Origin of the sequence: Enterococcus plantarum (genome assembly GCF_001730295.1) — a bacterium.
Lineage (GTDB): Bacteria > Bacillota > Bacilli > Lactobacillales > Enterococcaceae > Enterococcus_L > Enterococcus_L plantarum.
In genome coordinates, this window is sequence record NZ_MIKA01000034.1 from 58,713 (window position 1) to 79,695 (window position 20,983).

Here is a 20,983-nt window from a genome sequence, read left to right on the forward strand (position 1 = left end):
AAAGTGCCAAATAGAGGATCGGTTCCGCCAAAAGCTATTTTTCGTAGCAGAGGAAGCTTATTCAATAATCCAGAGTAGTGGATATAAATGAGAAGTATGATGACAATACTTCCCCTTTTTTTATTGTTGACATATGATGCAAATACACTTTAAAACTTACGTGTATTATATGGTAAAGCAGCCCGTATTAAAGAAAATCGTTGTTGAAAACGTGTTAGTAAATACCAATGAATCCCTTGTTTATCAGGAGCTTTATTGTTTTGTCTTTTTATTTTTTAATATTATATTAGACACATTCATCTATTCTTTGCATTTATCATCCGTTATAAGGTAGCTAAACAAAAAAACGATGAACGATAAACCCTATGACGAGTGAAAAAATAAAGTAAGATAAAGCAATATATAGATATAATTTCTCCCTTGTTGTTTTGTACTTAATGAATGATAAGATACCTAAAGTAAAGAAAATTATTGATAAAATCACACTTCTCACCTCAAAACTAATTGTAACAGCTTAAAATAAAAATTAGCAAAAATTAGGGGTTTCGACAAAGTAAATTCTAATGGGAGAGAGAATAGAAGGTAAGAAGGCATATTGTTTAACAGTAAGGTAGTATTTTTAGATGTTTTGATGATGACAAGGCAACTATAAATACCGAAACAAGGAGCTTAAGAAGATCAGTTCCTGGTTTCGGTTTATTTTTGTTTGCTCTATTATTGTCTCAATTCTAATAGAAATGCCAAAGCTTTCTCTTGATTCATCAAGCCAGTTTTTAGCTTTTCTGCGATGATGTCTACTTCTGGACCTTTTGCGCCAACGGACATAGCCAAAGAACGAGCTTGTAAAGACATATGACCTTGTTGGATGCCTTCTGAGACTAAAGCGCGTAAGGCAGCCAAGTTTTGTGCTAACCCAACAGCTGCGATAACTTCAGTCAATTCTTTTGCATCTGCGACATTTAAAATTTCTAAAGCAGCTTGGGCTTTTGGTAAAACACTAATAGCACCACCAACAGTTCCAATCGCTAAGGGGAATTCTATTTCGCCTTTTAAGCCATGCTCAGTCAGTTTCCATCGACTTAATCCGTGATAGCCATTTGTAGAGGCATAAGCATGTGCTGCGGCGGCTACTGCGCGAGTATCATTACCAGTTGCTAAAACTACAGCTTCGATACCATTCATAATGCCTTTATTGTGTGTGGCAGCACGATAGGGATCTAATTGGGCAAATCGAGAAGCTGCCACAATTCTTTCTGCAACGAATCTGCCAGCTTCTAAATCACCTGTCTTACTTAAACTAGCAAATGAAATGTCACACGTCGCTGTGACAATAGATTCCGTTGCATAATTGCTTAAAATACTAAATAATTGTTCATTTTCTAACCGTTGACGGAATAAATCTGCGACCCCTTCTAAAATGGAATTCAGGATATTAGCGCCCATAGCGTCTTTCGTATCAACGAGTAAATCTACCGATACAAAGTTAGTGTCTTCTGGGAAATGACGAATTTGAATTCTTTTTAAACCCCCGCCTCGTTTTACGATAGAGGGATAACTTTTTTCAGCTTGTTTGAAAATCTCATCTGAAAGCTGGTTGATGTTTTCTTCTAACAACGCAGGCTCTGTAACATTCATAAAAACGATTTGCCCACGCAAAAGGCCTTCGGTTAATTCGCTTTGAATACTTCCAGAATTTCGAATCATTTTAGCACCATTGCTGCATGCAGCAATAACCGAAGGTTCCTCTGTTGCCATCGGAACTTGATAGGTTTTATTATTCACTAAAATTTCTGGAACAATTCCCATCGGCAAAGCCATTTCACTGATTTGATTTTCAATCAAGTGATTTGCAGTATCTGCATCTAAAGATACGTTTTCCAATTCTTGTCTGCTATCTGAAGAAAGATGACCCATGTCTTGTAAAAACAATAAGCGTTCTTCTTTTGATAGTTGATAAAACTTTTTATCAGTTTCTCTTTTTTGTGGGCGTTCTATTAGTATAGCAAGTCCAAGACCACCACCAACACAGAGAGAAGCAACACCGTACTTAGCATCCTTATCTTCTAATTGGTATGTTAAAGTGGTTACGATTCGAGTCCCAGAAGCACCAATCGGATGGCCTAAACTAATACCACCGCCCCATATATTGAGTTTTTCTTCGGGAATGTCCAATTCATTTTGAACAACAATGGAAGAGGCGGCGAAAGCTTCGTTGATTTCAAATAAATCAATGTCTTCAATCGTTAAATCATTGCGTTTCAATAAGGTTTGGATGGCTTTAATAGGGGATATGCCCATTATGCTTGGATCGATCCCAACTTCTGTAACATCTCTAACAATAGCGAGGTAAGGGATTTGATGTTCTTCAGCGAACGATTTTGACGCTAATATCATGGCTGAAGCTGCATCGTTGATGGTTGATGCGTTACCTGCTGTGACAGAGCCATCTTCTTTAAAAACTGTTTTTAATGTACTTAATTTTTCGACAGTAGTCTCTTTTCGGACACCTTCATCGTATTCAAAAATAGTGTCATCGATAGAAAGAGGAACGATTTCATTCACAAACTTTCCTTCTGTCTGGGCTTTAGCCGCTTTCATTTGTGATCGAGTTGCGAAGGTATCTTGCATCTTACGAGTGATAGAAAACTGTTCAGCAACATTTTCCGCTGTCAATCCCATCGCTTTTCCGCTAAATGCATCGGTTAAACCGTCTACCATCATAGTTGGAACGGGTTTTGAATAAGTATCCTCTTCTTTGTATGTGATGGCAGGAGCAGTTGTCATACTCTCGGTTCCACCAGCTATAACAACTTCAGCGTGACCTAATTGAATCGCTTGTTTGGCTAAGCTGATTGCTTTTAGACCTGATCCACACACTTCATTAACGGTGAAAGCGGGTACGTCAAAGCCTAATCCGCTATTGAGTGCAATTTGTCTTGCAGGATTTTGTCCATTTCCTGCTTGTAATACGTTACCAAAAACTACTTGGTTTATATGTTCAGCTATTGGTGCATTTCTTTTTATTAACTCTTTTGTAACAGCTGTTCCCAGCTCCACTGCTGATAATGATTTTAATTGCCCTCGATACTTACCTATAGGTGTTCTCAAGGCGTCGATAATTACGATTTCCACGACGTCACCTCCAATATGAAATATACCATGCTTTGTGAAAAAATAATACTCTATAAATCAGATTAAAAAAACTTCTGAAATTCTTTAACAAATTTTAAATTATTCTTATTTCTACCAATCTTACTCGAAAATATGATAAATTATAGTATGTAATGAAAGAGAATAATAATAGAGGAGATATAGAATGAACGTTGGCATAGATAAAATTAGTTTTTTTGTCCCACCATTTTATGTGGACATGACCGATTTGGCACTAGCAAGAGAGGTGGACCCGAATAAATTCCATATCGGAATTGGGCAGGATAAAATGGCTGTTAATAAAAAGACTCAAGATATCGTGACCTTTGCTGCAAATGCCGCAAAGAATATTTTATCCGATGAAGATAAAAAGAAAATCGATATGGTGATTGTCGGGACTGAATCTGGTATTGATGAGTCAAAAGCTTCTGCAGTGGTCTTACATCGATTGTTAGGGATCCAACCATTTGCTCGTGCTTTTGAGGTAAAAGAGGCTTGCTACGCAGGAACAGCGGCATTACAATATGCACTCGCACATATTAAAACGCATCCAGAAAGCAAAGTGTTGGTTGTTGCTTCTGATATCGCAAAATACGGATTAGCTTCTGGCGGTGAGCCAACACAAGGTGCTGGAGCAGTAGCCATGCTCGTTTCAGCTGACCCAAGAATAATCGTAGTAAATGATGATAGTGTGGCGCTAACGCAAGATATCTATGATTTTTGGCGTCCAGTTGGACATGATTATCCAATGGTAGATGGGCAATTATCTAATGAAACGTATATCCAAGCATTTCAAAAGATTTGGGAAGAATATCAGCTTCGACATAAGAAAACAACTGCTGATTTTGCAGCGTTAGCTTTCCATATCCCGTACACGAAAATGGGAAAAAAAGCGTTGTTGGCAGCTTTAGAAAATGAGTCGTCAGAAGAGCAAGAACGAATTTTAAAAAAATATGAAGCAAGTATTGTCTATAGTAGACAAATAGGTAATCTTTACACTGGTTCGTTGTATCTTGGATTGATTTCGTTATTAGAGAACGCTCAATTGAATGCAGGAGAACAAATCGGCTTATTCAGTTATGGTTCAGGCACTGTTGCAGAATTCTTTAGCGGTAATTTAGTTGAAGGATACCAAAAGTATTTATTCACTGATCTTCATCAAAAGCAGTTAGCGGAACGAAAAGGATTATCCATTGTTGAGTATGAAAAGATGTTTAAAGATACTTTGGATACAGATGCGGATAGTGAGTATGATGATTCACTTCTGTATAGTATCGCTTCTATTTCAAATACGGTTAGAGCATATAAAGAAAATTAACGTACAAAAATAGTAAAGATGCTTTTTAGGCATCTTAAGGATACTAATAAAGTATTATACTTTTATAAATTCAAGCTGTAACATCATTCCTATAGTGGATGTGTTGCAGCTTTTTTGTACCTTACAAAAGATTTATAACCTTGATCATTATTATTTTTAAAGCATAATATGCTTGACTTGAAGTGAACTCTAAGTGGTAATTTAAAAATGTAGAAAAGAGAATAGCGTATCACAAGGTTATTTTTACTAGGAGGAATACAATTATGGAAACAGTTACTTTATCAAATGGTGTTGAAATGCCGATTTTAGGATTTGGTGTTTATCAAGTACCTGACTTAGCAGAATGCGAACGAGTTGTCAGTGAAGCGATTCAAATAGGATATCGCTTGATTGATACAGCCCAAGCTTATGGAAACGAAGCGGCTGTGGGGCAAGCAGTTAAAAAAAGTGGCTTGCCTCGTGAAGAATTTTTTATCACAACAAAGGTTTGGATCACAAATGCTGGGTATGAAAAAGCGAAAGCTTCTATTGAAGAATCTTTGAAGCTATTACAAACCGATTATATTGATCTTTTGCTGATTCATCAACCATTTAATGATTATTATGGCACATATCGAGCAATGGAAGAATATTATAAAGCAGGGAAATTGCGTGCAATCGGTGTAAGTAATTTTTATTCGGATCGTTTTATTGATCTTGCAGAATTCAGTGAAATCACACCAATGGTCAATCAAGTGGAAACACATGTATTTAACCAACAAATTGAACCACAAGCAATCATGAAGGAATACAATACTCAAATTGAATCTTGGGGTCCTTTTGCAGAAGGAAAAAATGATTTCTTTCATAATCCAACATTAAAAGCAGTGGGTGAAAAGTACAATAAATCAGCTGCACAAGTGGCATTGCGCTATTTAATTCAACGAGGAGTGGTCGTTATTCCCAAAACGGTCAATAAAAACCGTATGGAACAAAACGTTGATGTATTTGACTTTGCATTAACAGAGGACGATATGAACGAAATCTTAAAATTAAACCAAAAGGAAAGTTTATTCTTCTCTCATTATGATCCTGAAACAGTGAAATTTTTAACAGGATTAGCAAGATAATCGAAACACTTTTTTCTAATTAAGGAGGCTATCTGATGAAAAAAAGAATTTTAGGTAAAAATCTTGAAGTATCAGCGATTGGTTTAGGCTTGATGGGAATGGATCATGCTTATGGTAAACCAGCAGATCGAGCTGAGATGATTCGTTTGATTCAAGAATCGGTTGAACTAGGCGGGAATTTTTTTGATACAGCAGTTGTTTATGGTGAAGAGAATGAAAAAGTGTTAGGGCAAGCAACCAAGAAAATTCGCAATCAAGTGGTCATTGCAACAAAATTTGGGATTACCGGGCAACAAAGGATTGGGAACAGTTTAGAAAATATTGTAGATAGCCGACCAGAATCAATTCGTCTGCAGGTAGAAGGGTCACTGCGCCGTTTGCAGACAGATTATATCGATTTGTATTATCAGAGCATCGAATTGATCCAAACGTCGCTCCAGAAGATGTAGCAGAAACAATGAATCAATTAATCAAAGAAGGAAAAATTCTACACTGGGGCTTGTCTAATGCACCAGAAAATTATGTAAGAAAAGCCCATGCAGTGAGTCCAATCACAGCGATAGAAAACCAGTATTCAATGATTTGGCGAGAACCTGAAGCAGAGATGTTTAAAATTTGTGAAGAATTAGGGATTGGCTTTGTAGCTTATAGCCCTTTAGGAAATGGTTTTTTGAGTGGTAAGTATGCTAAAGAAACCAAGTATGAGGAAGGCGATTTCCGTAGCTTTATGGGGCGTTTTAAACCTGAGGTAATGGAAAAAAATCAGGTAGTCTTAGATCTTTTAACTGATATTGCGGCAAGTAAAAGAGCCACATCAGCATAAATTGTTTTAGCTTGGGAATTGGCGCAACGCGACTTTATTGTTCCTATTCCAGGTACTACGAAAATACATCGATTAAAAGAAAATCTTGGTGCGATGAATATCCTAATAACAAATGAAGAGCGTCTTCAAATTAATCAAGCATTAGCTGAAATGACGATTGACGAGACTCATTTTTAACATTGCAGCTTCCACGAATTTTTGTTTTTTCATAATAGCGAAGGAAGGATGTCAGAAAGTCTATGGATGATAAGCAACAAATCATTAGAATATATCGTCAAGAAAATCAAGCAATGGTTGAGAAGGATTTACCAATATTAAAAAAGATTTTATCTGATGACATGCATTTGATTCATATGACCGGATATGACCAAACAAAGCAAGAATGGTTAGAGCAAATTGAGAGTGAACAAATGCGTTATTTTTTATCAGAAGAAGAGGCAATCAAAGAGATACAAATTGAGGGAAATCATGCAAGCTTTATTGGACAAAACAAAGTAGATGCGCGAATTTATGGCTCACGAAACACATGGAATTTAGAAATGAAAATGATTTTTGAGAAAAAAGCAGGAGCCTGGGTGATTGTTCGGCAAGAGGCAAGCATGTATTAATAGAAATGTACTAAAAGTAAGTCAGAAACGTTCTGAAAATGACATTTCTGACTTTTCTTATTCTATCATTCAATGTATCCGAGTAATTAAAAATCAGTCGAAGCGGCCAATTCAGTTTGCTTTTTAAAATCTGCCACTCGTTTTTCCAAGGTTTGAATTGTACTATCCAAGGCTTGTGATCCTAAAACCATCCGTAATGGAGCAGGTTCAATCGCCGCACTTTCAATAATTCTTGTTGCCATTCTTTCTGGATCACCAGCGGCCAATCCATTTGCTGGGTCTAACATAGCTAAAAAGGCATGCGCTGGATTATTGTCATATTCAGGCATCAACTCAGCAACTTGTGCACTGCCATAGCGGAATTCTGTACGTGCACCACCAGGTTCAACAATCGTTACGCCAATATTAAATGGTGCCAATTCTTGAGCGATAGACTCGCAAAAGCCTTCAATTCCCCATTTAGTTGCATGATACATAGAATTTCCAGCAAAAGCGACTTGTCCGCCATATGAAGAAATTTGAATGATGCGTCCAGCTTTTTGTTCACGCATAAATGGAGTCACAGCACGTATCATTTGAATAGAGCCTGTTAAATTGGTTGCGATAATTTTAGCTACATCTTGATCGGTTAATTCTTCCGCCGCTCCAAATAATCCGTAGCCAGCATTATTTACCAGCACATCGATTGCGCCATATTTTTCATAAACTTTATCTACCAAGGTTTTGATACCAGTTGCATCGGTTACATCTAAAAATTCTCGATCAAAGGTTTCTGGATATTGTGCCATTAATTCTTGCACAGTTGTATCCTTGCGTACCGTCCCGATAACAGTTTGTCCATTCGCCAATAATTGCTTTGTTAATTCTAAGCCAAATCCACTACTGACACCAGTAATTAGCCAAGTTTGTTTTTTCATATTGCATTCCTCCAATTGTTCATTCTGAGGCTAGTTTATCTCTTTAAGTGCACTCTAAGTCAATAAGAAAGTTTGTAAAAGAGGCTAAATTTGTTTTATAATGAAAAAGAAGTAGACGAGTTAAGGAATGGCTAGAGGAGGAATAGGGCATGAACATAAAGAAAGTAAGTGAATTAAGTGGAGTTTCTGCAGATACCATCAGATATTATGAGCGAATTGGGTTGATTCCACCTGTGAAACGTAATGATAATGGGATTCGCAATTTTGATGAAGAAGATTTGCGTTGGATTGTTTTTAGTAGACAAATGAGAAATGCGGGCTTATCTATTGAATCATTAGTGGAATATTTAACCTTATTTCAAGTGGGAAATGAAACAGTGCCTGCTCGTAAAGAAATTATTGCAGATCAAATTGGGGAATTGAAAGAAAAAGCCTCGGAATTAAATACAGCTATTGAACGGTTAGAGTTTAAATTAGCCAACTATGATGAGCATATGATTCCAGCTGAAAATGCCTTAAGAGATTTTAATATGAATAAATAATAGAAAATGAATGGCTTCTAAATCGAGTCTTTCTTCTAATTTTATTAGAGGAAGTTTGAATTTAGAAGTTTTTTTGTTTATTTTAGCAAATCACTTGACTTGGAGTGAACTTCAAGAGCTAAACTGTTGTTGTTAGTAAGAAAAAGTGCTCATTTGTCATACTGCTTTTAAATCGAGGAGGAATGCTATGTTAATCAGTCAAACTGCACAGAAGAATCATGATGAATTATTTCCAAACCATGAGTCAGCCTTAGCTAAAACGGATCCAGAATTTATTGAAATTTTTGACAATTTTACGTTCGATGAAGTGTTTCAGTACTCAAACCTAGATGTAAGGTTACGTATGAAAGTAACGCTGGCCTCTTTAATCGTAATGCAATGTGTTAATGAGTACAAAGCAATGATGAATGCAGCTTTAAATGTGGGTGTTTCAGCAGTTGAGATAAAAGAAATTGTCTATCAAGCAGTGCCATATGCCGGTTTAGGGAAGCTGTTCGATTTCTTACACGCGACCAATGAAGTGTTAACCGAAAGAGGGATTTCACTTCCTTTGGAAAAACAAGGAACAACCACCAACGAAAATCGTTATGAAAAAGGGTTGGAAGTTGTACGTGAAGTTGCTGGAGATGCTGTGGATCAGATGCTCACAACGATGCCTGAAAATCAAAAACATTTTGCTACATTTTTAGCGGATAATTGTTTTGGTGATTATTTTACAAGAAATGGGCTAACATCGAAAGAACGTGAATTACTGATTTTCACAATGCTGGCTTCAATGGGTGGAGCGGATGCACAACTAAAAGGGCATATCCGCAACAATCAACGTGTTGGTAATGATAAGCAACAATTAATCGAGACGATGACCGTTTTACTGCCATTTATCGGTTATCCAAGAACATTAACCGCATTAAATTACATCAATGAAGTCTTACCCGAAGAAAACGAAAAATAAAATAGAGGAGGAAACACAATGGAATATGTAAAATTTGGCAATACAGGAATGGAAGTTTCAAGAATTTGTTTAGGAGCAATGGGGTTTGGTGATCCGAATAGTGGCTTTCACGAGTGGGTCTTAGAAGAGGCAGAAAGTAAAAAAGTTATCAAAAAAGCGTTAGATTTAGGGATTAATTTCTTTGATACAGCCAATGTTTATTCATATGGTGCAAGTGAACGAATTCTTGGCAAGGCATTGAATGAATATGCGAATCGTGATGAAATCGTGGTAGCAACTAAATTATTTACTACCATGAAAAAAGAGGTTCCCAACAGTGGCGGTCTTTCAAGAAAGGAAATATTCCATCAAATTGATGCAAGTTTAGAACGTTTAGGGATGGATTATGTTGATTTATATATCATCCATCGCTGGGATTACAATACACCTATTGAGGAGACTATGGAAGCTTTACATGATGTCGTGAAATCTGGAAAAGTCCGTTATATCGGTGCTTCTGCGATGTTTGCGTGGCAATTTGCTAAAGCCCAAGCAGTAGCAGAGAAAAATGGTTGGACAAAATTCGTTTCCATGCAAGATCATTTGAATTTGTTATACCGTGAAGAAGAAAGAGAGATGCTACCGTTATGTGAAGATCAAAAAATCGCGGTAACACCTTATAGTCCATTGGCATCAGGTCGCTTAACTCGTGATTGGAGCGCACAAACTAAACGTTTTGAAACAGATAAAACAGCGAGATTAAAATATGACACAACAGCAGATCAAGATCGTATCATCGTTGAGAGAGTTGCGGAAATTGCAGAAAAACGTGGGGTGGAACGTGTCCAAGTTGCGCTTGCTTGGTTGCTTCAAAAAGGACCAGTTGTCGCACCAATTATTGGCGCAACAAAAGAAAGTCATTTGACGAATGCAATTCCTGCATTGGATTTAATTTTGACGGAAGAAGAAGTGCACTACCTAGAAGAACCTTATGTTCCCCATGTTATTGTTGGTCATCAATAAAAAGAGAGTGATTTAGAAAGAAGGATTAAAGTGAAAATACTAATTTTAGGTGCAGCAGGTCAAATTTCAAGAATGGTGACAGAGTTGATTTTAACAGAAACAGATCACGACCTTGTTTTATATGGTCGCAATCTTTCAAGTCGGATTTCTGTGAAAAATCCAACGAGAGAAGTCATTATTGAAGGTGATTTTAATGATCAAGACAAATTGAAACAAGCCTTAATCGGAGTGGATATTGCGTATTTGAATGATATGAGTTCACCAGCTGCGACCCAATCAATTGTGAAAGCAATGGAAGATTCTGGTGTGAATTATTTGATAGGTGCGAATGTTTTAGGCATTTACAATGAAGTTGCGGGGGCATTTGGACGGTGGAATGCTAATATGGTTGGTTCAGCTACCCATAACTATTTAGCAGCAGCAGAAGCGCTAGAGCAGTCTTCGTTAGATTATGTTATTTTAAGATTAACTTGGTTATACAATCAAAAAGGCAATGAAGACTATGAATTGACTCAAAAAGGCGAACCATTTATTGGTGCTCAAGTTACAAGAGATGCTGTGGCTAGACTGATTATGACGATTATTCATGAACCAGTTAAATACGCGAAGACCAGTTTAGGGGTAAGCGAGCCTAATACTGATTGGGAAAAACCCTCTTTTTATTAAGAGAGTTCAGCATATGAATAGTAAAGAAATAAGCAAGCAAACCAATACGCCAATCAATACCATTCGTTATTTTGAGCGAATTGGCTTGATTCCACAGGTAAAGAGAAATCGTGATGGATTAAGAGAGTTTAATGAAGCTGATGCTGATTGGATTCGTTTCATCAAGCAAATGAGAGAGGTTGATCTTTCTATCGAAGGATTGATTGAATATGTAACATTATCTAAGCAACCAGAAGGATCAGCTCAAGCTAGAAAAGAACTATTGACTGAACAAAGAAATGAATTGCAAGCACAAATCAATTTACTAGAAGCAGCAAAAGACGAACTTCAAAGACGAATAGTAGCAAAATAAATAAGAGGAATAGAAGGAGTTTTCTTATGTGTGAAAAATGCCAAACAAAAGTATTACAAGCAACAGATAGCAATTATGGCTCTTTTGAACGAGCGGTGATTGAAAGAAGAGCATTAAAACCAGATGATGTGGCAATCGATATTAAATATTGTGGCATTTGTCATTCGGATATTCATCAAGTCGACAATGATTTTGGTTCCGGCGTATACCCAATGGTTCCAGGTCATGAAATAACCGGGATTGTTTCCGCAATTGGTGATCAAGTGACTGGATTTAAAGTGGGTGATCGTGTCGGGGTTGGTTGTTTTGTCGATTCGTGTGGAGCATGTGAATATTGTCTAAGAGGAGAAGAGCAATTTTGTAGCCAAGGTGTGGTTGTTGTTTTTAACTCAAAAGATTATGATGGAAACTTGACCTATGGTGGTTATAGTCAAAGTATTGTTGTGAAAGACCGCTTTGTGATTCATGTACCTGAGAGTCTTGATTTAGCTGAAGCGAGTCCGCTTTTATGTGCTGGAATCACGACGTATGCACCAATGAAACGTTGGAATGTTGGACCAGGTAAAAAAGTCGCTATTATCGGAATGGGCGGTTTAGGACATATTGCTGTTCAATTTGCACACGCATTAGGTGCTGAGGTAACTGTTTTAGGCCATTCTGAAAGTAAAAAAAATGAAGCACAACAATTTGGAGCGGACGCGTATTGTTTAACTAGTGATCTAGAAACATTCAAGCAATTAAAAGGTCAGTTTGATTTTATTTTAAATACAGTCGCAGTGAGTTTAGATGTTGATTTATATTTAAGTTTATTAACAGTCAATGGAGCGATGGTTTATGTTGGTTTGGCTACAGAAGCACAAACCTTCCATGTGAGAAATCTATTCGGAAACCAAGCAACTATCACAGCTTCCAATGTTGGGGGAATTCCAATGACGCAAGAAATGATCAACTTTGCAGCTGAAAAAAATGTGTTGCCTAGGATTGAAATGATTACGGTGGATCAAGTGCCAGTTGCTTATGAACGTGTGTTGAATAGTGATGTTAAATATCGTTTCGTAATTGATATGGAAACCTTATAAAGTAGAAAACGGTTCTTTTAGAAATTTGTTCTATTTGATTGTAAAATAAGCATGTGAACTTAAAAAGGAGAACCATTATGGAATTAAGAGAACTACGATATTTTTGGACTGTTGCAGAAGAAAGAAATTTTTCAAAAGCTGCAAAAGTTCTGCATATTACACAGCCAACCTTAAGCCGACAAATCAAAGAATTAGAAGAGAAATTAGGCACACCACTTTTTAGTAGAGAAAATAGGCAGTTGACATTAACAGAAGAAGGATTTTTTTTAAAAGAACGAGCAGCAGAAATTTTAACCTTAGCTGACCAAACAGAACGTGTATTTGAAGAACAAAGCAAAGGCTTTTTAAGTGGACATTTTTCGATTGGTTGTGTTGAAGCGGATAATTCAGATACGATGGCTATGATGTTGGAGGAATTGGTGAGTGATTATCCCCAAGTGACCTTCAACATTGTTTCTGGCACAAGCGATGATATTAGCGATAAACTAGAAAAGGGAATTTTGGATATAGCCATTTTATTAGAACCTATTGCTACGACTAAGTTTGAAAAAATTGTTTTGCCGCGAGAAGAAAAATGGGGCTTATTAGTGTCCAATGATTCTTTTCTTGCACAAAAAAAAGCGATTCATCCAGATGATCTAGAAGGAATTCCATTACTAAGCTCAAATCGTTCAGAAGTCCAGTGGATGCTTGAAAGTTGGTTGGATAAACCATTAAATGCTTTAAATGTAGTTGGTACCTTTAATTTGATTTTTAATGTATTCTCTTTAGTAGAAAATCGCGTAGGTTCAGCTTTGACGATTGAGGGGGCAACAATCAATGGTCAGCATGACGGGTTGACGTTTGTTCCATTAACTCCTGAAGTTAAAACAAATTGTGTTCTTGTTTGGAAAAAAAATCGACTTCAAGCACCTGCAGTAAAAGAATTTATCCAACGGTTTAATGATGCTTTTAAGGCATAGTAATTGGATGATTTAGGCATTAGACGGACAGTTAAACAGGTTGTATCATTTATTTGTAAGTAGATGATGCAGCCTGTTTTTTTGCATAGCAAATGATAAAGAAGGTGATCAGATGACTGCAATTGTATATTTTTCTCGAGCATTTGAAAATTTGATTGATGGAGAGAAAGAAAATTTACATGTAGGAAATACGAAAATCGTTGCACAAAAAATTGCTGAAATACTCGATACGGAAACAATTGAACTTATTCCAAAAACTGCCTATCCAAAAAAATATCAAGCAGTGTTTGCTCAAGCTGAACAGGAAAAAATAATGAACGAGCGACCGAAATATAAGCCAATCTCTCTTAACTTGGAAAAACATCAAACGATTTATCTAGGGTATCCAAATTGGTGGGGAACGTTTCCAATGATTGTTGCAACTTTTCTAGAAAAAAATGATTTATCAGGAAAAAATATTTATCCCTTCTGTACTCATGAAGGAAGTGGCATGGGCAATAGTATTCATGACTTACAGCAATTATGTTCCAATGCAAACATCCACATTGGCTTACCAATTCGGGGTTCCAGAGTTGAAAAAGCAGATATCGCAATCAAAAACTGGTTACAACATGAATAACCAAAAAAAATCAATTGGAGGAATAAAAAATGGCAAAATTTGAAGAAGTGAAAAACGGTGTGATTTTTCCTGTAGGAGAAAAAAATGAGGCATATGCGCAGTATTTTATCGGTCAAAGCTATTTAAACAATTTAATTGCAGATCCAGAGGTTAATGTAGGTGTAGGCAATGTTACCTTTGAACCTGGTTGCCGCAATAATTGGCATATTCACCATGATGGGTTTCAATTGTTATTAGTAACTGGCGGGGAAGGCTGGTATCAAGAAGAGGGCAAGGCTGCACAATTTTTAACAGCTGGAGATGTGATTGTGACTCATGATGGTGTGAAACATTGGCATGGAGCGGCAAAAGATAGCTGGTTTGAACATTTAGCCATTACAGCAGGCACGCCAGAATGGTTAGAACCTGTTTCAGATGAATTATATAATCAATTATAAAATGAATAAAAGATGGGAGTCCTACCTAATGAAAAAACAAACAGCTGGCAGAGATCAATTAGGTGCATTTGCACCAAAATTCGCAGAATTAAACGATGATGTATTATTTGGTGAAGTTTGGTCGCGAGAAGAACAACTTTCACCACGTGAACGTAGCTTGATTACTTGTTCAAGCTTATTAACACAAGGCGTACCTCAATTAGAAGCCCATATGAACATCGCCAAACAAAATGGTGTGACAAAAGAAGAAATGGTGGAATTAATCACTCATTTAGCTTTTTATACAGGATGGCCAAAAGCATGGTCCGCGTTTGCTCTAGCAAAAGAAATATTTGGTGAATAAAAAATACGGACTATCTTTTGCGTATTGTAAAGGAGACAACTCAGTGAATAAACTAACCAAGTTTTCGTTATTATCTGTGTCATTACTTGTGGTATCGGGTGGCGCAATTGCTGCGAATATTCCAGCGATTATGACAGCTTATCCGACGATCGATCCTACTTTAGTAGAATTGATTACCACAATCCCTTCTTTGTTTATTATCTTAACCGTGCCATTTAGCCATATCTTCGCTAAAAAAATTGGTTACAAGCTATCTGTACAGCTTGGTATTGGTATTGTATTAGGCGCAGGGATTATACCTGTCTTTGCACAGTCCTTTTGGTTTTTATTTTTCAGCAGAATATTATTTGGGATTGGCATTGGATTATTTAATCCGCTACTCTTTTCTCTAGCTGGAAAAATGTACCAAGGAAAAGAACTTTCATCTGTGATTGGTTTTCAAAGTGCATTCGAAGGAATTGGTGGTATGATTATTACTTTTACAGTAGGTCAACTGTTGATAATGAATTGGCGTAGTTCATTTTTAGCTTATTTACTAGCTTTACCTGTTTTACTTTTATTTACAGGGTTTGTCCCAGATGTTGCTCTTGAGAAAGAGGAGAATAAAAGTAAAACAGTGAATCAGACAATCACTCCTTCAACTTATGGCTATATTGCTTTATTGATAATAGTTGTCACTATTTATATGTCAGTGACAGTGAAAATCACCTCCTTACTGCTAGAAAAAGGTTTTGGAAATGCAACTGATGGCAGTAATTTGATTGCATTGGTAGGTTTAGGTGCTATGACTGCGGGTGCATCATTTGGGTCAATCGTTACAATAACTAAAAAATGGACATTACCACTATCATTTATTGTTTTAAGTTTTTCAATGTTTATGATCGCCTATTCTCAAAATTTAGTGTCAATTTCATTTGCTGTATTGTTGTGTGGATTTTCTTTCCGCACCTTTATCCCATATTTATTTAATGAGGTGAATCAAGATAGCAATGGCAATTCAGAAAAGAGTACATCTTTGTTATTGATAGGTTTCAATATTGGCGCAGCTTTTGCCCCAATTTCGATTTCACTATTAGGAAATATTCTTCCTTCTAAAGAAAATACGGACATTTTTATGGCAGAAGGTATGATCATGATGCTGTTGGCTTTTTGTACTGTAATCAGCACCATAACGAAAAAACAAAAAAATAATGGAGGAAAGTAACAATGATGAAAAGGCCAAAAATTATTTGTCATATGCTAACTTCTATCAATGGAAAAATTAGCGGTGCTTATATGAATTCAAAATATGCCATTGCTGGCAGCGAAGCTTATGAAACAACCAATGGCAGCTACCATAGTCAAGCCTGGTTATGTGGTAGAGTCACGATGGAAAAGAATTTTACTCATTTCCATAAACCTGAGTTGAAAGAAATAGAAACACCTTATCCTAGAACAGATTACGTTGCACAAGGAAACGCCCAAATGTATATTGTTTCAGCTGATCCTGCTGGTAAAGTTGGCTGGATTGAAAACACCGTTCAATACAAAAATCGTCCAGAAGCCCACGTTATTGAAATTTTAACGGATAAAGCTAGTGATGAGTATGTCGCTTATCTTCGAGAGCGACAAATCTCTTATATTTTTGCAGGACAAGTGCTGATTGATTGCACACTCGCTTCAGAAAAACTATTGAATTTATTTGGTATTAAAACATTAATGGTTTCAGGCGGCGGATATATCAATTGGTCATTTTTACAAGAGGGATTGATTGATGAAGTGAGTATTGTGATGACACCAGTAACTGACGGACGAACAGATACCAATACGATTTTTGAAAGAGCAGATAACCTGCCTGAAATAGCACCAGTTGGGTTTACATTAAAGTCAGTCGATATCATCGAAGAAGATAGGCTATGGTTGAGATATGGCGTGGATAAATAAAAAACGAAATTAAAGGAGTCTTATTAATGAATAACAATGTAAAAGATAAAGTTGTAGTCATTACCGGTGCTTCATCTGGAATAGGGGAAGCAACAGCTCAATTATTGATTGAGAATGGTGCAAAAGTCGTTTTAGGCGCTAGAAGAGAAGAACGGTTGAAAGAACTTGTGAAAAAACTCGGAGATAATAGTATTTACGCTGTGACAGATGTTCGTAACGCTAAAGAGGTAGAAACACTTGTTAAAGTTGCAAAAGATAAATTTGGCAAAGTAGACGTGTTATTTGCGAATGCAGGAATTATGCCAGCTTCAAATATGAGTGAATTGAAAACAGACGAATGGGATGACATGGTTGATATTAATATCAAAGGTGTGCTCAATTCATTAGCAGCAGTTTTACCAGAATTCACAGCTCAAAAATCAGGTCACGTGATTACGACAAGTTCGATTGCGGGACTTAAGGTTTTCCCTGGTAATAGTATTTACACGGGAACCAAACATGCGGTTCGTGCGATTATGGATGGTTTTCGCATGGAATCTGCAATGGAAGGAACGAATATTCGAACAACTACTCTTTATCCAGGAGCAGTTGCAACTGAATTGCTAGAAACAATTTCCACACCAAAAGTAAAAAATGGGATGGAGCAGTTTTATCAAATTGCTATTACACCAGATGCGGTGGCGCAAACAGTTTTATTTGCCATTTCGCAGCCGGATTCAGTTGGTATTACAGAAATGACGATTTTACCAACGAAACAAGCTTAAAAATAAAAAGTAATAAAGTAAAACGCATAGATTAGACTTCGTTTTACTTTTATTTTTTTATCGCTAAAATGTGTTGGATACTAAATTTTTATTAAATTTAGTCAGGGTATGAAGAATGAGCGTACACTTTCAAGGTAAAATAAAAACGTTGAAAAAAATGTTAAGACACTCTTTCAATTAAACAATTATTCATTTACAAGAAAGTTGGTCAAAATGGAAAAAAGAGCGATATTGATTATTCATGGGTTTGGCGGCAATGAGAAAGAAATTCTTTATTTACATGAATACTTAAAACAAAATAATCTTGATTCATTTTGGATTCAATTAACTGGACACGATGGAAATAAACAAAATTTTTCAAAAGCGACATCCGACCAGTGGTTAGCAGATGTTAAGCGTAAATTAGATGAACTGGAACAACAGTATACATATATCACGTGCATTGGTTTTTCAATGGGGGGCTTACTCACAATCCAAGCTTCAGAAAGAGCATCAGTAGATCAACTCATTTTATGCAGTACTCCGATTTATCTTTATAATGTTAACGTGATTATGCAAGATATCGCGGGAGGCATCTTCTTTAAAAAGCAAGAGAAATTGGATTATTATTTTAGCTCTGCCAAAACAGCCTCTATTCGTTCTTGCTTCCAGTTTTTATCGTTACTTCAAAAAACAAAGAAAAAGTTGAAAAACGAAACGCAATCAACAACGAATAAAAGAATGCTCATTCTACAGAATAGACAGGATGAAACGACATATTATAAAAGTGCGTATTACCTTGCAAAAGCTAGTAAAGCACAAGTTTCTCTAAAAATATATGAGAATGGGAGGCATCAATTGTTTTTAGGAGAAAATAAAAATATTGCAGTGGAAGATATAAAAAAATTTATCCTCCACGAATAATTGAATCTTTACCTTATTTAAAATTCTTATTAATTAAGTGAAAAATACTTATAATGAGAATTTTTTTATTTTGAGTAAATTTTATTAAGATTTTCACTGCAAAGAGTGTATATATCTAGTTTCTAGTGAAACGTTTCTATTTAATGTTGTTCCGATTCCGGAAATATCAGGATTCGACCCGAAAGAAAACGCTTGCTTTTAAATGAAATGAGGAATATAATCATTTTTGCAGAAACGTTTCACTAAATATTATTGAGGAGTGGAAGTATGAAATCATGGAAAAAGCTTTGCTTATTAGGAACAACTTTATTTGCGACTGTAGGTGTTATGGCAGCTTGTTCTTCGGGAAGTAAAGAAAGCGCTTCGGATGAACTAACCTTTTGGTATATGGGTGATGGTGATCAAGGAATCAAGCCGATTGTGGATGAATTTACGAAGGAATCTGGAATCAAAGTCAAAATCCAAAGTATTCCGTGGTCTACCTCGAGAGATAAATTACTAACGGCAGTGGCTTCTAAAGAAGGACCAGATGTTGTACAAATGGGAACGACGTATATGAGTGAATTTGTTGATGCTGGTGCATTGTTGGATATATCAGATGATGTAGAAAAAAGTGACGTCATGAAATCAGAAAATTTCTTCGATGGTTCTGTTGCAACAACTCAATTTGATGGTCAAACCTATGCAGTACCTTGGTATACCGAAACTCGTGGGCTATATTATAGAAAAGATTTGTTAGAAAGTGTTGGTTACAAAGAAGCACCCAAAACATGGGATGAATTAGCTGATGCAGCAAAAAAACTAGCAGCTCGTGGAGACAATAAATACGGCTTTGGTGTTGAGCTAAAAGAGCCTACATTTGGTTTTATGTTCGCTCGTCAAAATGGCTCCGAGCTATTTGATAAAGATAATAAGCCACTATTTAATCAACCTGAAATGGTAGATGCCTTAAAATTCTTAGATAAGTTAGTCCAAGATGGTTCTGCACCTAAGACAGATTTAGGATTAGAGATCGGACAAAGCTTCGGTGGAGAAGGTGTTGTACGGATGTTTATCAGTGGTCCATGGATGATCAATAGTATCAAAGATTCCGCTCCTGATATTGACGGGAAGTGGGGAGTGGCTGAGTTACCTAAAGGACCTGTGAACAATATGTCAGTAACAGGTGGAGCCAATTTAGCAGTTTTTAGTAGTTCTAAGAAAAAAGATGATGGGATGAAGTTGATTGAATATCTATCAAAACCTGAAAATCAAACGAAATTTTTTGAAAGTACGAATTCACTTCCAACCAATAAAGAATCATGGAATTCAGATGTATTCAAAAATGACCCATTGATTTCAGTATTTGGAGAACAACTAAACGAATCACAACCGATGCCATTATTAAAACAATGGGATGAAATTTCTCAAAACTTTATGAAGCAATGGGAACAAGTTGTTGTGAGCGGAAAAAATCTTCAGGACGCAATGGATGAACTAAATGAGCAAACGGAAAGCTTGATTAAATAATCTTAAGGAGTGAAGGGACAAAAGGCTAGAATATGTTATCGATCATGCATCTAGTGAATGATAAATGTAAACTTGTCTTTTGTTCTTTTTATTGATTTAGTAAGGAGGAACGAAACCATGAAAAAATCAAAATCACCTTATTTTTTTATTGCTCCAGCCGTTGCATTGTTACTGGTATTTTCTATCATACCGATTTTTATCGCTATAACAATTAGTTTTACAGATATGAGTTTAGCAGGATTAGCAGATTTTTCTCGGATTAAATTTGTAGGTTTAGATAATTATTTAAACATTTTCAACGATAAAGTTTTTGGACAAGCGATGTTTAACACTGCTTATTATGTTGTCATCGGTGTGCCCCTAGTTATTCTTTCTTCATTAGCGTTAGCTATTATGATCAACTTTGGGGAGAATAAGTTTTTCTCTTTTATGCGTTTAGTATTCTATAGCCCTTCAATCACAAATACAGTGGCTGTATCAGTTGTATGGATGTATTTATATAATCCAACAATTGGCCTATTAAATCATTTATTATCTTTTTTAAACATTGGCCCGATTATGTGGCTGACAGATCCAAGTACATCGAAACTTTCATTAATTATCATTGCAGTTTGGAAAGCAATTGGCTTAAATATGCTGATCTTTTTAGCGGCGATTCAAGGCATTCCAAAAGAATATTATGAAGCAGCAGAAATTGATGGTGCAAACAAATGGCAGCAAATTTTAAAAATCACGATCCCATTGCTAAAATTTTCGATTTTCTTCGTAACAGTAACGACCTTGATCGGTTGGTTCCAATTCTTTGATGAGCCGTTCGTTATGACCAAAGGTGGTCCATTGGATAGTACGTTATCCGTTGCGTTATTTATTTATCAAAGAGGTTTCCAATACAACAAATTTGGGTATGCAGCAGCAGGCTCTGTCATTTTATTCATTGCGATCATTATTGTGACAAGTATCCAAATGAAAATCCAAACAAAACAAAAAGAAAATGAAGGATAAAAG

At 36.3% G+C, this 20,983-nt stretch carries 22 protein-coding genes and 1 pseudogene; 21 read left to right on the plus strand and 2 right to left on the minus strand.

Annotated elements, in window-relative coordinates:
* Positions 1–714 precede the first annotated feature (714 nt).
* Positions 715–3,132: a hydroxymethylglutaryl-CoA reductase, degradative gene (locus BCR22_RS10080; protein WP_069654778.1), complete on the minus strand. Its 2,418-nt coding sequence runs from the start codon at positions 3,130–3,132 to the stop codon at positions 715–717.
* Positions 3,133–3,316: 184 nt separating this feature from the next.
* On the opposite strand from BCR22_RS10080, the gene BCR22_RS10085 reads away from it, so the two are divergent.
* The 5 genes and pseudogenes from BCR22_RS10085 to BCR22_RS10100 all read left to right on the plus strand — a co-directional run bounded on the left by BCR22_RS10085 (position 3,317) and on the right by BCR22_RS10100 (position 7,008).
* Complete coding sequence (locus BCR22_RS10085; protein WP_069654779.1) at positions 3,317–4,468, plus strand: hydroxymethylglutaryl-CoA synthase; 1,152 nt, start codon at positions 3,317–3,319, stop codon at positions 4,466–4,468.
* A 263-nt stretch (positions 4,469–4,731) separates the two neighbouring features.
* Positions 4,732–5,577, plus strand: coding sequence for an aldo/keto reductase (locus BCR22_RS10090; protein WP_069654780.1), 846 nt, complete (start codon positions 4,732–4,734; stop codon positions 5,575–5,577).
* Between the two features lie 35 nt (positions 5,578–5,612).
* The gene (locus BCR22_RS15860; protein ID WP_276205061.1) at positions 5,613–6,026 is read left to right on the plus strand and encodes an aldo/keto reductase; all 414 of its coding nucleotides are present in this window, start codon (positions 5,613–5,615) and stop codon (positions 6,024–6,026) included.
* An 8-nt stretch (positions 6,027–6,034) separates the two neighbouring features.
* Positions 6,035–6,577, plus strand: a pseudogene (locus tag BCR22_RS15865) (aldo/keto reductase).
* Between the two features lie 62 nt (positions 6,578–6,639).
* Complete coding sequence (locus BCR22_RS10100) at positions 6,640–7,008, plus strand: nuclear transport factor 2 family protein (protein ID WP_069654781.1); 369 nt, start codon at positions 6,640–6,642, stop codon at positions 7,006–7,008.
* 86 nt (positions 7,009–7,094) lie between these two features.
* Here BCR22_RS10100 and BCR22_RS10105 read toward each other — a convergent pair whose 3' ends face one another.
* Positions 7,095–7,925 carry an SDR family oxidoreductase gene (locus BCR22_RS10105; RefSeq protein WP_069654782.1) on the minus strand — a complete coding sequence of 277 codons (831 nt, stop codon included), beginning with the start codon at positions 7,923–7,925 and terminating at the stop codon, positions 7,095–7,097.
* A gap of 149 nt (positions 7,926–8,074) precedes the next feature.
* Here BCR22_RS10105 and BCR22_RS10110 point away from each other — a divergent pair, with 149 nt between their 5' ends.
* From BCR22_RS10110 to BCR22_RS10185, 16 genes are all read left to right on the plus strand, one after another.
* The gene (locus BCR22_RS10110; protein WP_069654783.1) at positions 8,075–8,467 is read left to right on the plus strand and encodes a MerR family transcriptional regulator; all 393 of its coding nucleotides are present in this window, start codon (positions 8,075–8,077) and stop codon (positions 8,465–8,467) included.
* Between the two features lie 187 nt (positions 8,468–8,654).
* On the plus strand, positions 8,655–9,419 hold the full coding sequence (locus BCR22_RS10115) for a carboxymuconolactone decarboxylase family protein (RefSeq protein ID WP_069654784.1): 765 nt from the start codon (positions 8,655–8,657) through the stop codon (positions 9,417–9,419).
* 18 nt (positions 9,420–9,437) lie between these two features.
* Positions 9,438–10,421 (plus strand): aldo/keto reductase, encoded by a 984-nt coding sequence (locus BCR22_RS10120; RefSeq protein ID WP_069654785.1) that lies wholly within the window; start codon positions 9,438–9,440, stop codon positions 10,419–10,421.
* 30 nt (positions 10,422–10,451) lie between these two features.
* Positions 10,452–11,087 (plus strand): NAD(P)H-binding protein, encoded by a 636-nt coding sequence (locus BCR22_RS10125; RefSeq protein ID WP_069654786.1) that lies wholly within the window; start codon positions 10,452–10,454, stop codon positions 11,085–11,087.
* Between the two features lie 13 nt (positions 11,088–11,100).
* On the plus strand, positions 11,101–11,439 hold the full coding sequence (locus BCR22_RS10130; RefSeq protein ID WP_069654787.1) for a MerR family transcriptional regulator: 339 nt from the start codon (positions 11,101–11,103) through the stop codon (positions 11,437–11,439).
* 26 nt (positions 11,440–11,465) lie between these two features.
* Complete coding sequence (locus BCR22_RS10135; RefSeq protein ID WP_069654788.1) at positions 11,466–12,518, plus strand: NAD(P)-dependent alcohol dehydrogenase; 1,053 nt, start codon at positions 11,466–11,468, stop codon at positions 12,516–12,518.
* 77 nt (positions 12,519–12,595) lie between these two features.
* Positions 12,596–13,480, plus strand: coding sequence for a LysR family transcriptional regulator (locus BCR22_RS10140; protein WP_069654789.1), 885 nt, complete (start codon positions 12,596–12,598; stop codon positions 13,478–13,480).
* 112 nt (positions 13,481–13,592) lie between these two features.
* Complete coding sequence (locus tag BCR22_RS10145) at positions 13,593–14,099, plus strand: flavodoxin (RefSeq protein ID WP_069654790.1); 507 nt, start codon at positions 13,593–13,595, stop codon at positions 14,097–14,099.
* Between the two features lie 29 nt (positions 14,100–14,128).
* Complete coding sequence (locus BCR22_RS10150; protein WP_069654791.1) at positions 14,129–14,536, plus strand: cupin domain-containing protein; 408 nt, start codon at positions 14,129–14,131, stop codon at positions 14,534–14,536.
* 28 nt (positions 14,537–14,564) lie between these two features.
* Positions 14,565–14,879, plus strand: coding sequence for a carboxymuconolactone decarboxylase family protein (locus BCR22_RS10155; RefSeq protein ID WP_010761530.1), 315 nt, complete (start codon positions 14,565–14,567; stop codon positions 14,877–14,879).
* Positions 14,880–14,922: 43 nt separating this feature from the next.
* Entirely contained in the window at positions 14,923–16,083 is a 1,161-nt protein-coding gene (locus tag BCR22_RS10160; protein ID WP_069654792.1) for an MFS transporter, read from the plus strand.
* A gap of 2 nt (positions 16,084–16,085) precedes the next feature.
* Complete coding sequence (locus tag BCR22_RS10165; protein WP_083241818.1) at positions 16,086–16,802, plus strand: dihydrofolate reductase family protein; 717 nt, start codon at positions 16,086–16,088, stop codon at positions 16,800–16,802.
* A 26-nt stretch (positions 16,803–16,828) separates the two neighbouring features.
* Complete coding sequence (locus BCR22_RS10170; RefSeq protein ID WP_069654793.1) at positions 16,829–17,566, plus strand: SDR family oxidoreductase; 738 nt, start codon at positions 16,829–16,831, stop codon at positions 17,564–17,566.
* A gap of 213 nt (positions 17,567–17,779) precedes the next feature.
* Positions 17,780–18,469, plus strand: a complete 690-nt coding sequence (locus BCR22_RS10175; RefSeq protein WP_034682678.1) for an alpha/beta hydrolase — start codon at positions 17,780–17,782, stop codon at positions 18,467–18,469.
* 267 nt (positions 18,470–18,736) lie between these two features.
* Entirely contained in the window at positions 18,737–19,978 is a 1,242-nt protein-coding gene (locus tag BCR22_RS10180) for a sugar ABC transporter substrate-binding protein (protein WP_069654794.1), read from the plus strand.
* A gap of 117 nt (positions 19,979–20,095) precedes the next feature.
* On the plus strand, positions 20,096–20,980 hold the full coding sequence (locus tag BCR22_RS10185) for a carbohydrate ABC transporter permease (RefSeq protein WP_010761524.1): 885 nt from the start codon (positions 20,096–20,098) through the stop codon (positions 20,978–20,980).
* The last annotated feature ends 3 nt before the right edge of the window (positions 20,981–20,983 follow it).

Coding starts and splice junctions, on each gene's coding strand:
- BCR22_RS10090 (WP_069654780.1), top strand. CDS start 4,732: ATGGAAACAGTTACTTTATCAAATGGTGTTGAAATGCCGATTTTAGGA.
- BCR22_RS10155 (WP_010761530.1), top strand. CDS start 14,565: ATGAAAAAACAAACAGCTGGCAGAGATCAATTAGGTGCATTTGCACCA.
- BCR22_RS10105 (WP_069654782.1), bottom strand. CDS start 7,925: ATGAAAAAACAAACTTGGCTAATTACTGGTGTCAGTAGTGGATTTGGC.
- BCR22_RS10130 (WP_069654787.1), top strand. CDS start 11,101: ATGAATAGTAAAGAAATAAGCAAGCAAACCAATACGCCAATCAATACC.
- BCR22_RS10175 (WP_034682678.1), top strand. CDS start 17,780: ATGGAAAAAAGAGCGATATTGATTATTCATGGGTTTGGCGGCAATGAG.
- BCR22_RS10120 (WP_069654785.1), top strand. CDS start 9,438: ATGGAATATGTAAAATTTGGCAATACAGGAATGGAAGTTTCAAGAATT.
- BCR22_RS10085 (WP_069654779.1), top strand. CDS start 3,317: ATGAACGTTGGCATAGATAAAATTAGTTTTTTTGTCCCACCATTTTAT.
- BCR22_RS10110 (WP_069654783.1), top strand. CDS start 8,075: ATGAACATAAAGAAAGTAAGTGAATTAAGTGGAGTTTCTGCAGATACC.
- BCR22_RS10165 (WP_083241818.1), top strand. CDS start 16,086: ATGATGAAAAGGCCAAAAATTATTTGTCATATGCTAACTTCTATCAAT.
- BCR22_RS10145 (WP_069654790.1), top strand. CDS start 13,593: ATGACTGCAATTGTATATTTTTCTCGAGCATTTGAAAATTTGATTGAT.
- BCR22_RS10150 (WP_069654791.1), top strand. CDS start 14,129: ATGGCAAAATTTGAAGAAGTGAAAAACGGTGTGATTTTTCCTGTAGGA.
- BCR22_RS10180 (WP_069654794.1), top strand. CDS start 18,737: ATGAAATCATGGAAAAAGCTTTGCTTATTAGGAACAACTTTATTTGCG.
- BCR22_RS10170 (WP_069654793.1), top strand. CDS start 16,829: ATGAATAACAATGTAAAAGATAAAGTTGTAGTCATTACCGGTGCTTCA.
- BCR22_RS10115 (WP_069654784.1), top strand. CDS start 8,655: ATGTTAATCAGTCAAACTGCACAGAAGAATCATGATGAATTATTTCCA.
- BCR22_RS15860 (WP_276205061.1), top strand. CDS start 5,613: ATGAAAAAAAGAATTTTAGGTAAAAATCTTGAAGTATCAGCGATTGGT.
- BCR22_RS10185 (WP_010761524.1), top strand. CDS start 20,096: ATGAAAAAATCAAAATCACCTTATTTTTTTATTGCTCCAGCCGTTGCA.
- BCR22_RS10100 (WP_069654781.1), top strand. CDS start 6,640: ATGGATGATAAGCAACAAATCATTAGAATATATCGTCAAGAAAATCAA.
- BCR22_RS10135 (WP_069654788.1), top strand. CDS start 11,466: ATGTGTGAAAAATGCCAAACAAAAGTATTACAAGCAACAGATAGCAAT.
- BCR22_RS10140 (WP_069654789.1), top strand. CDS start 12,596: ATGGAATTAAGAGAACTACGATATTTTTGGACTGTTGCAGAAGAAAGA.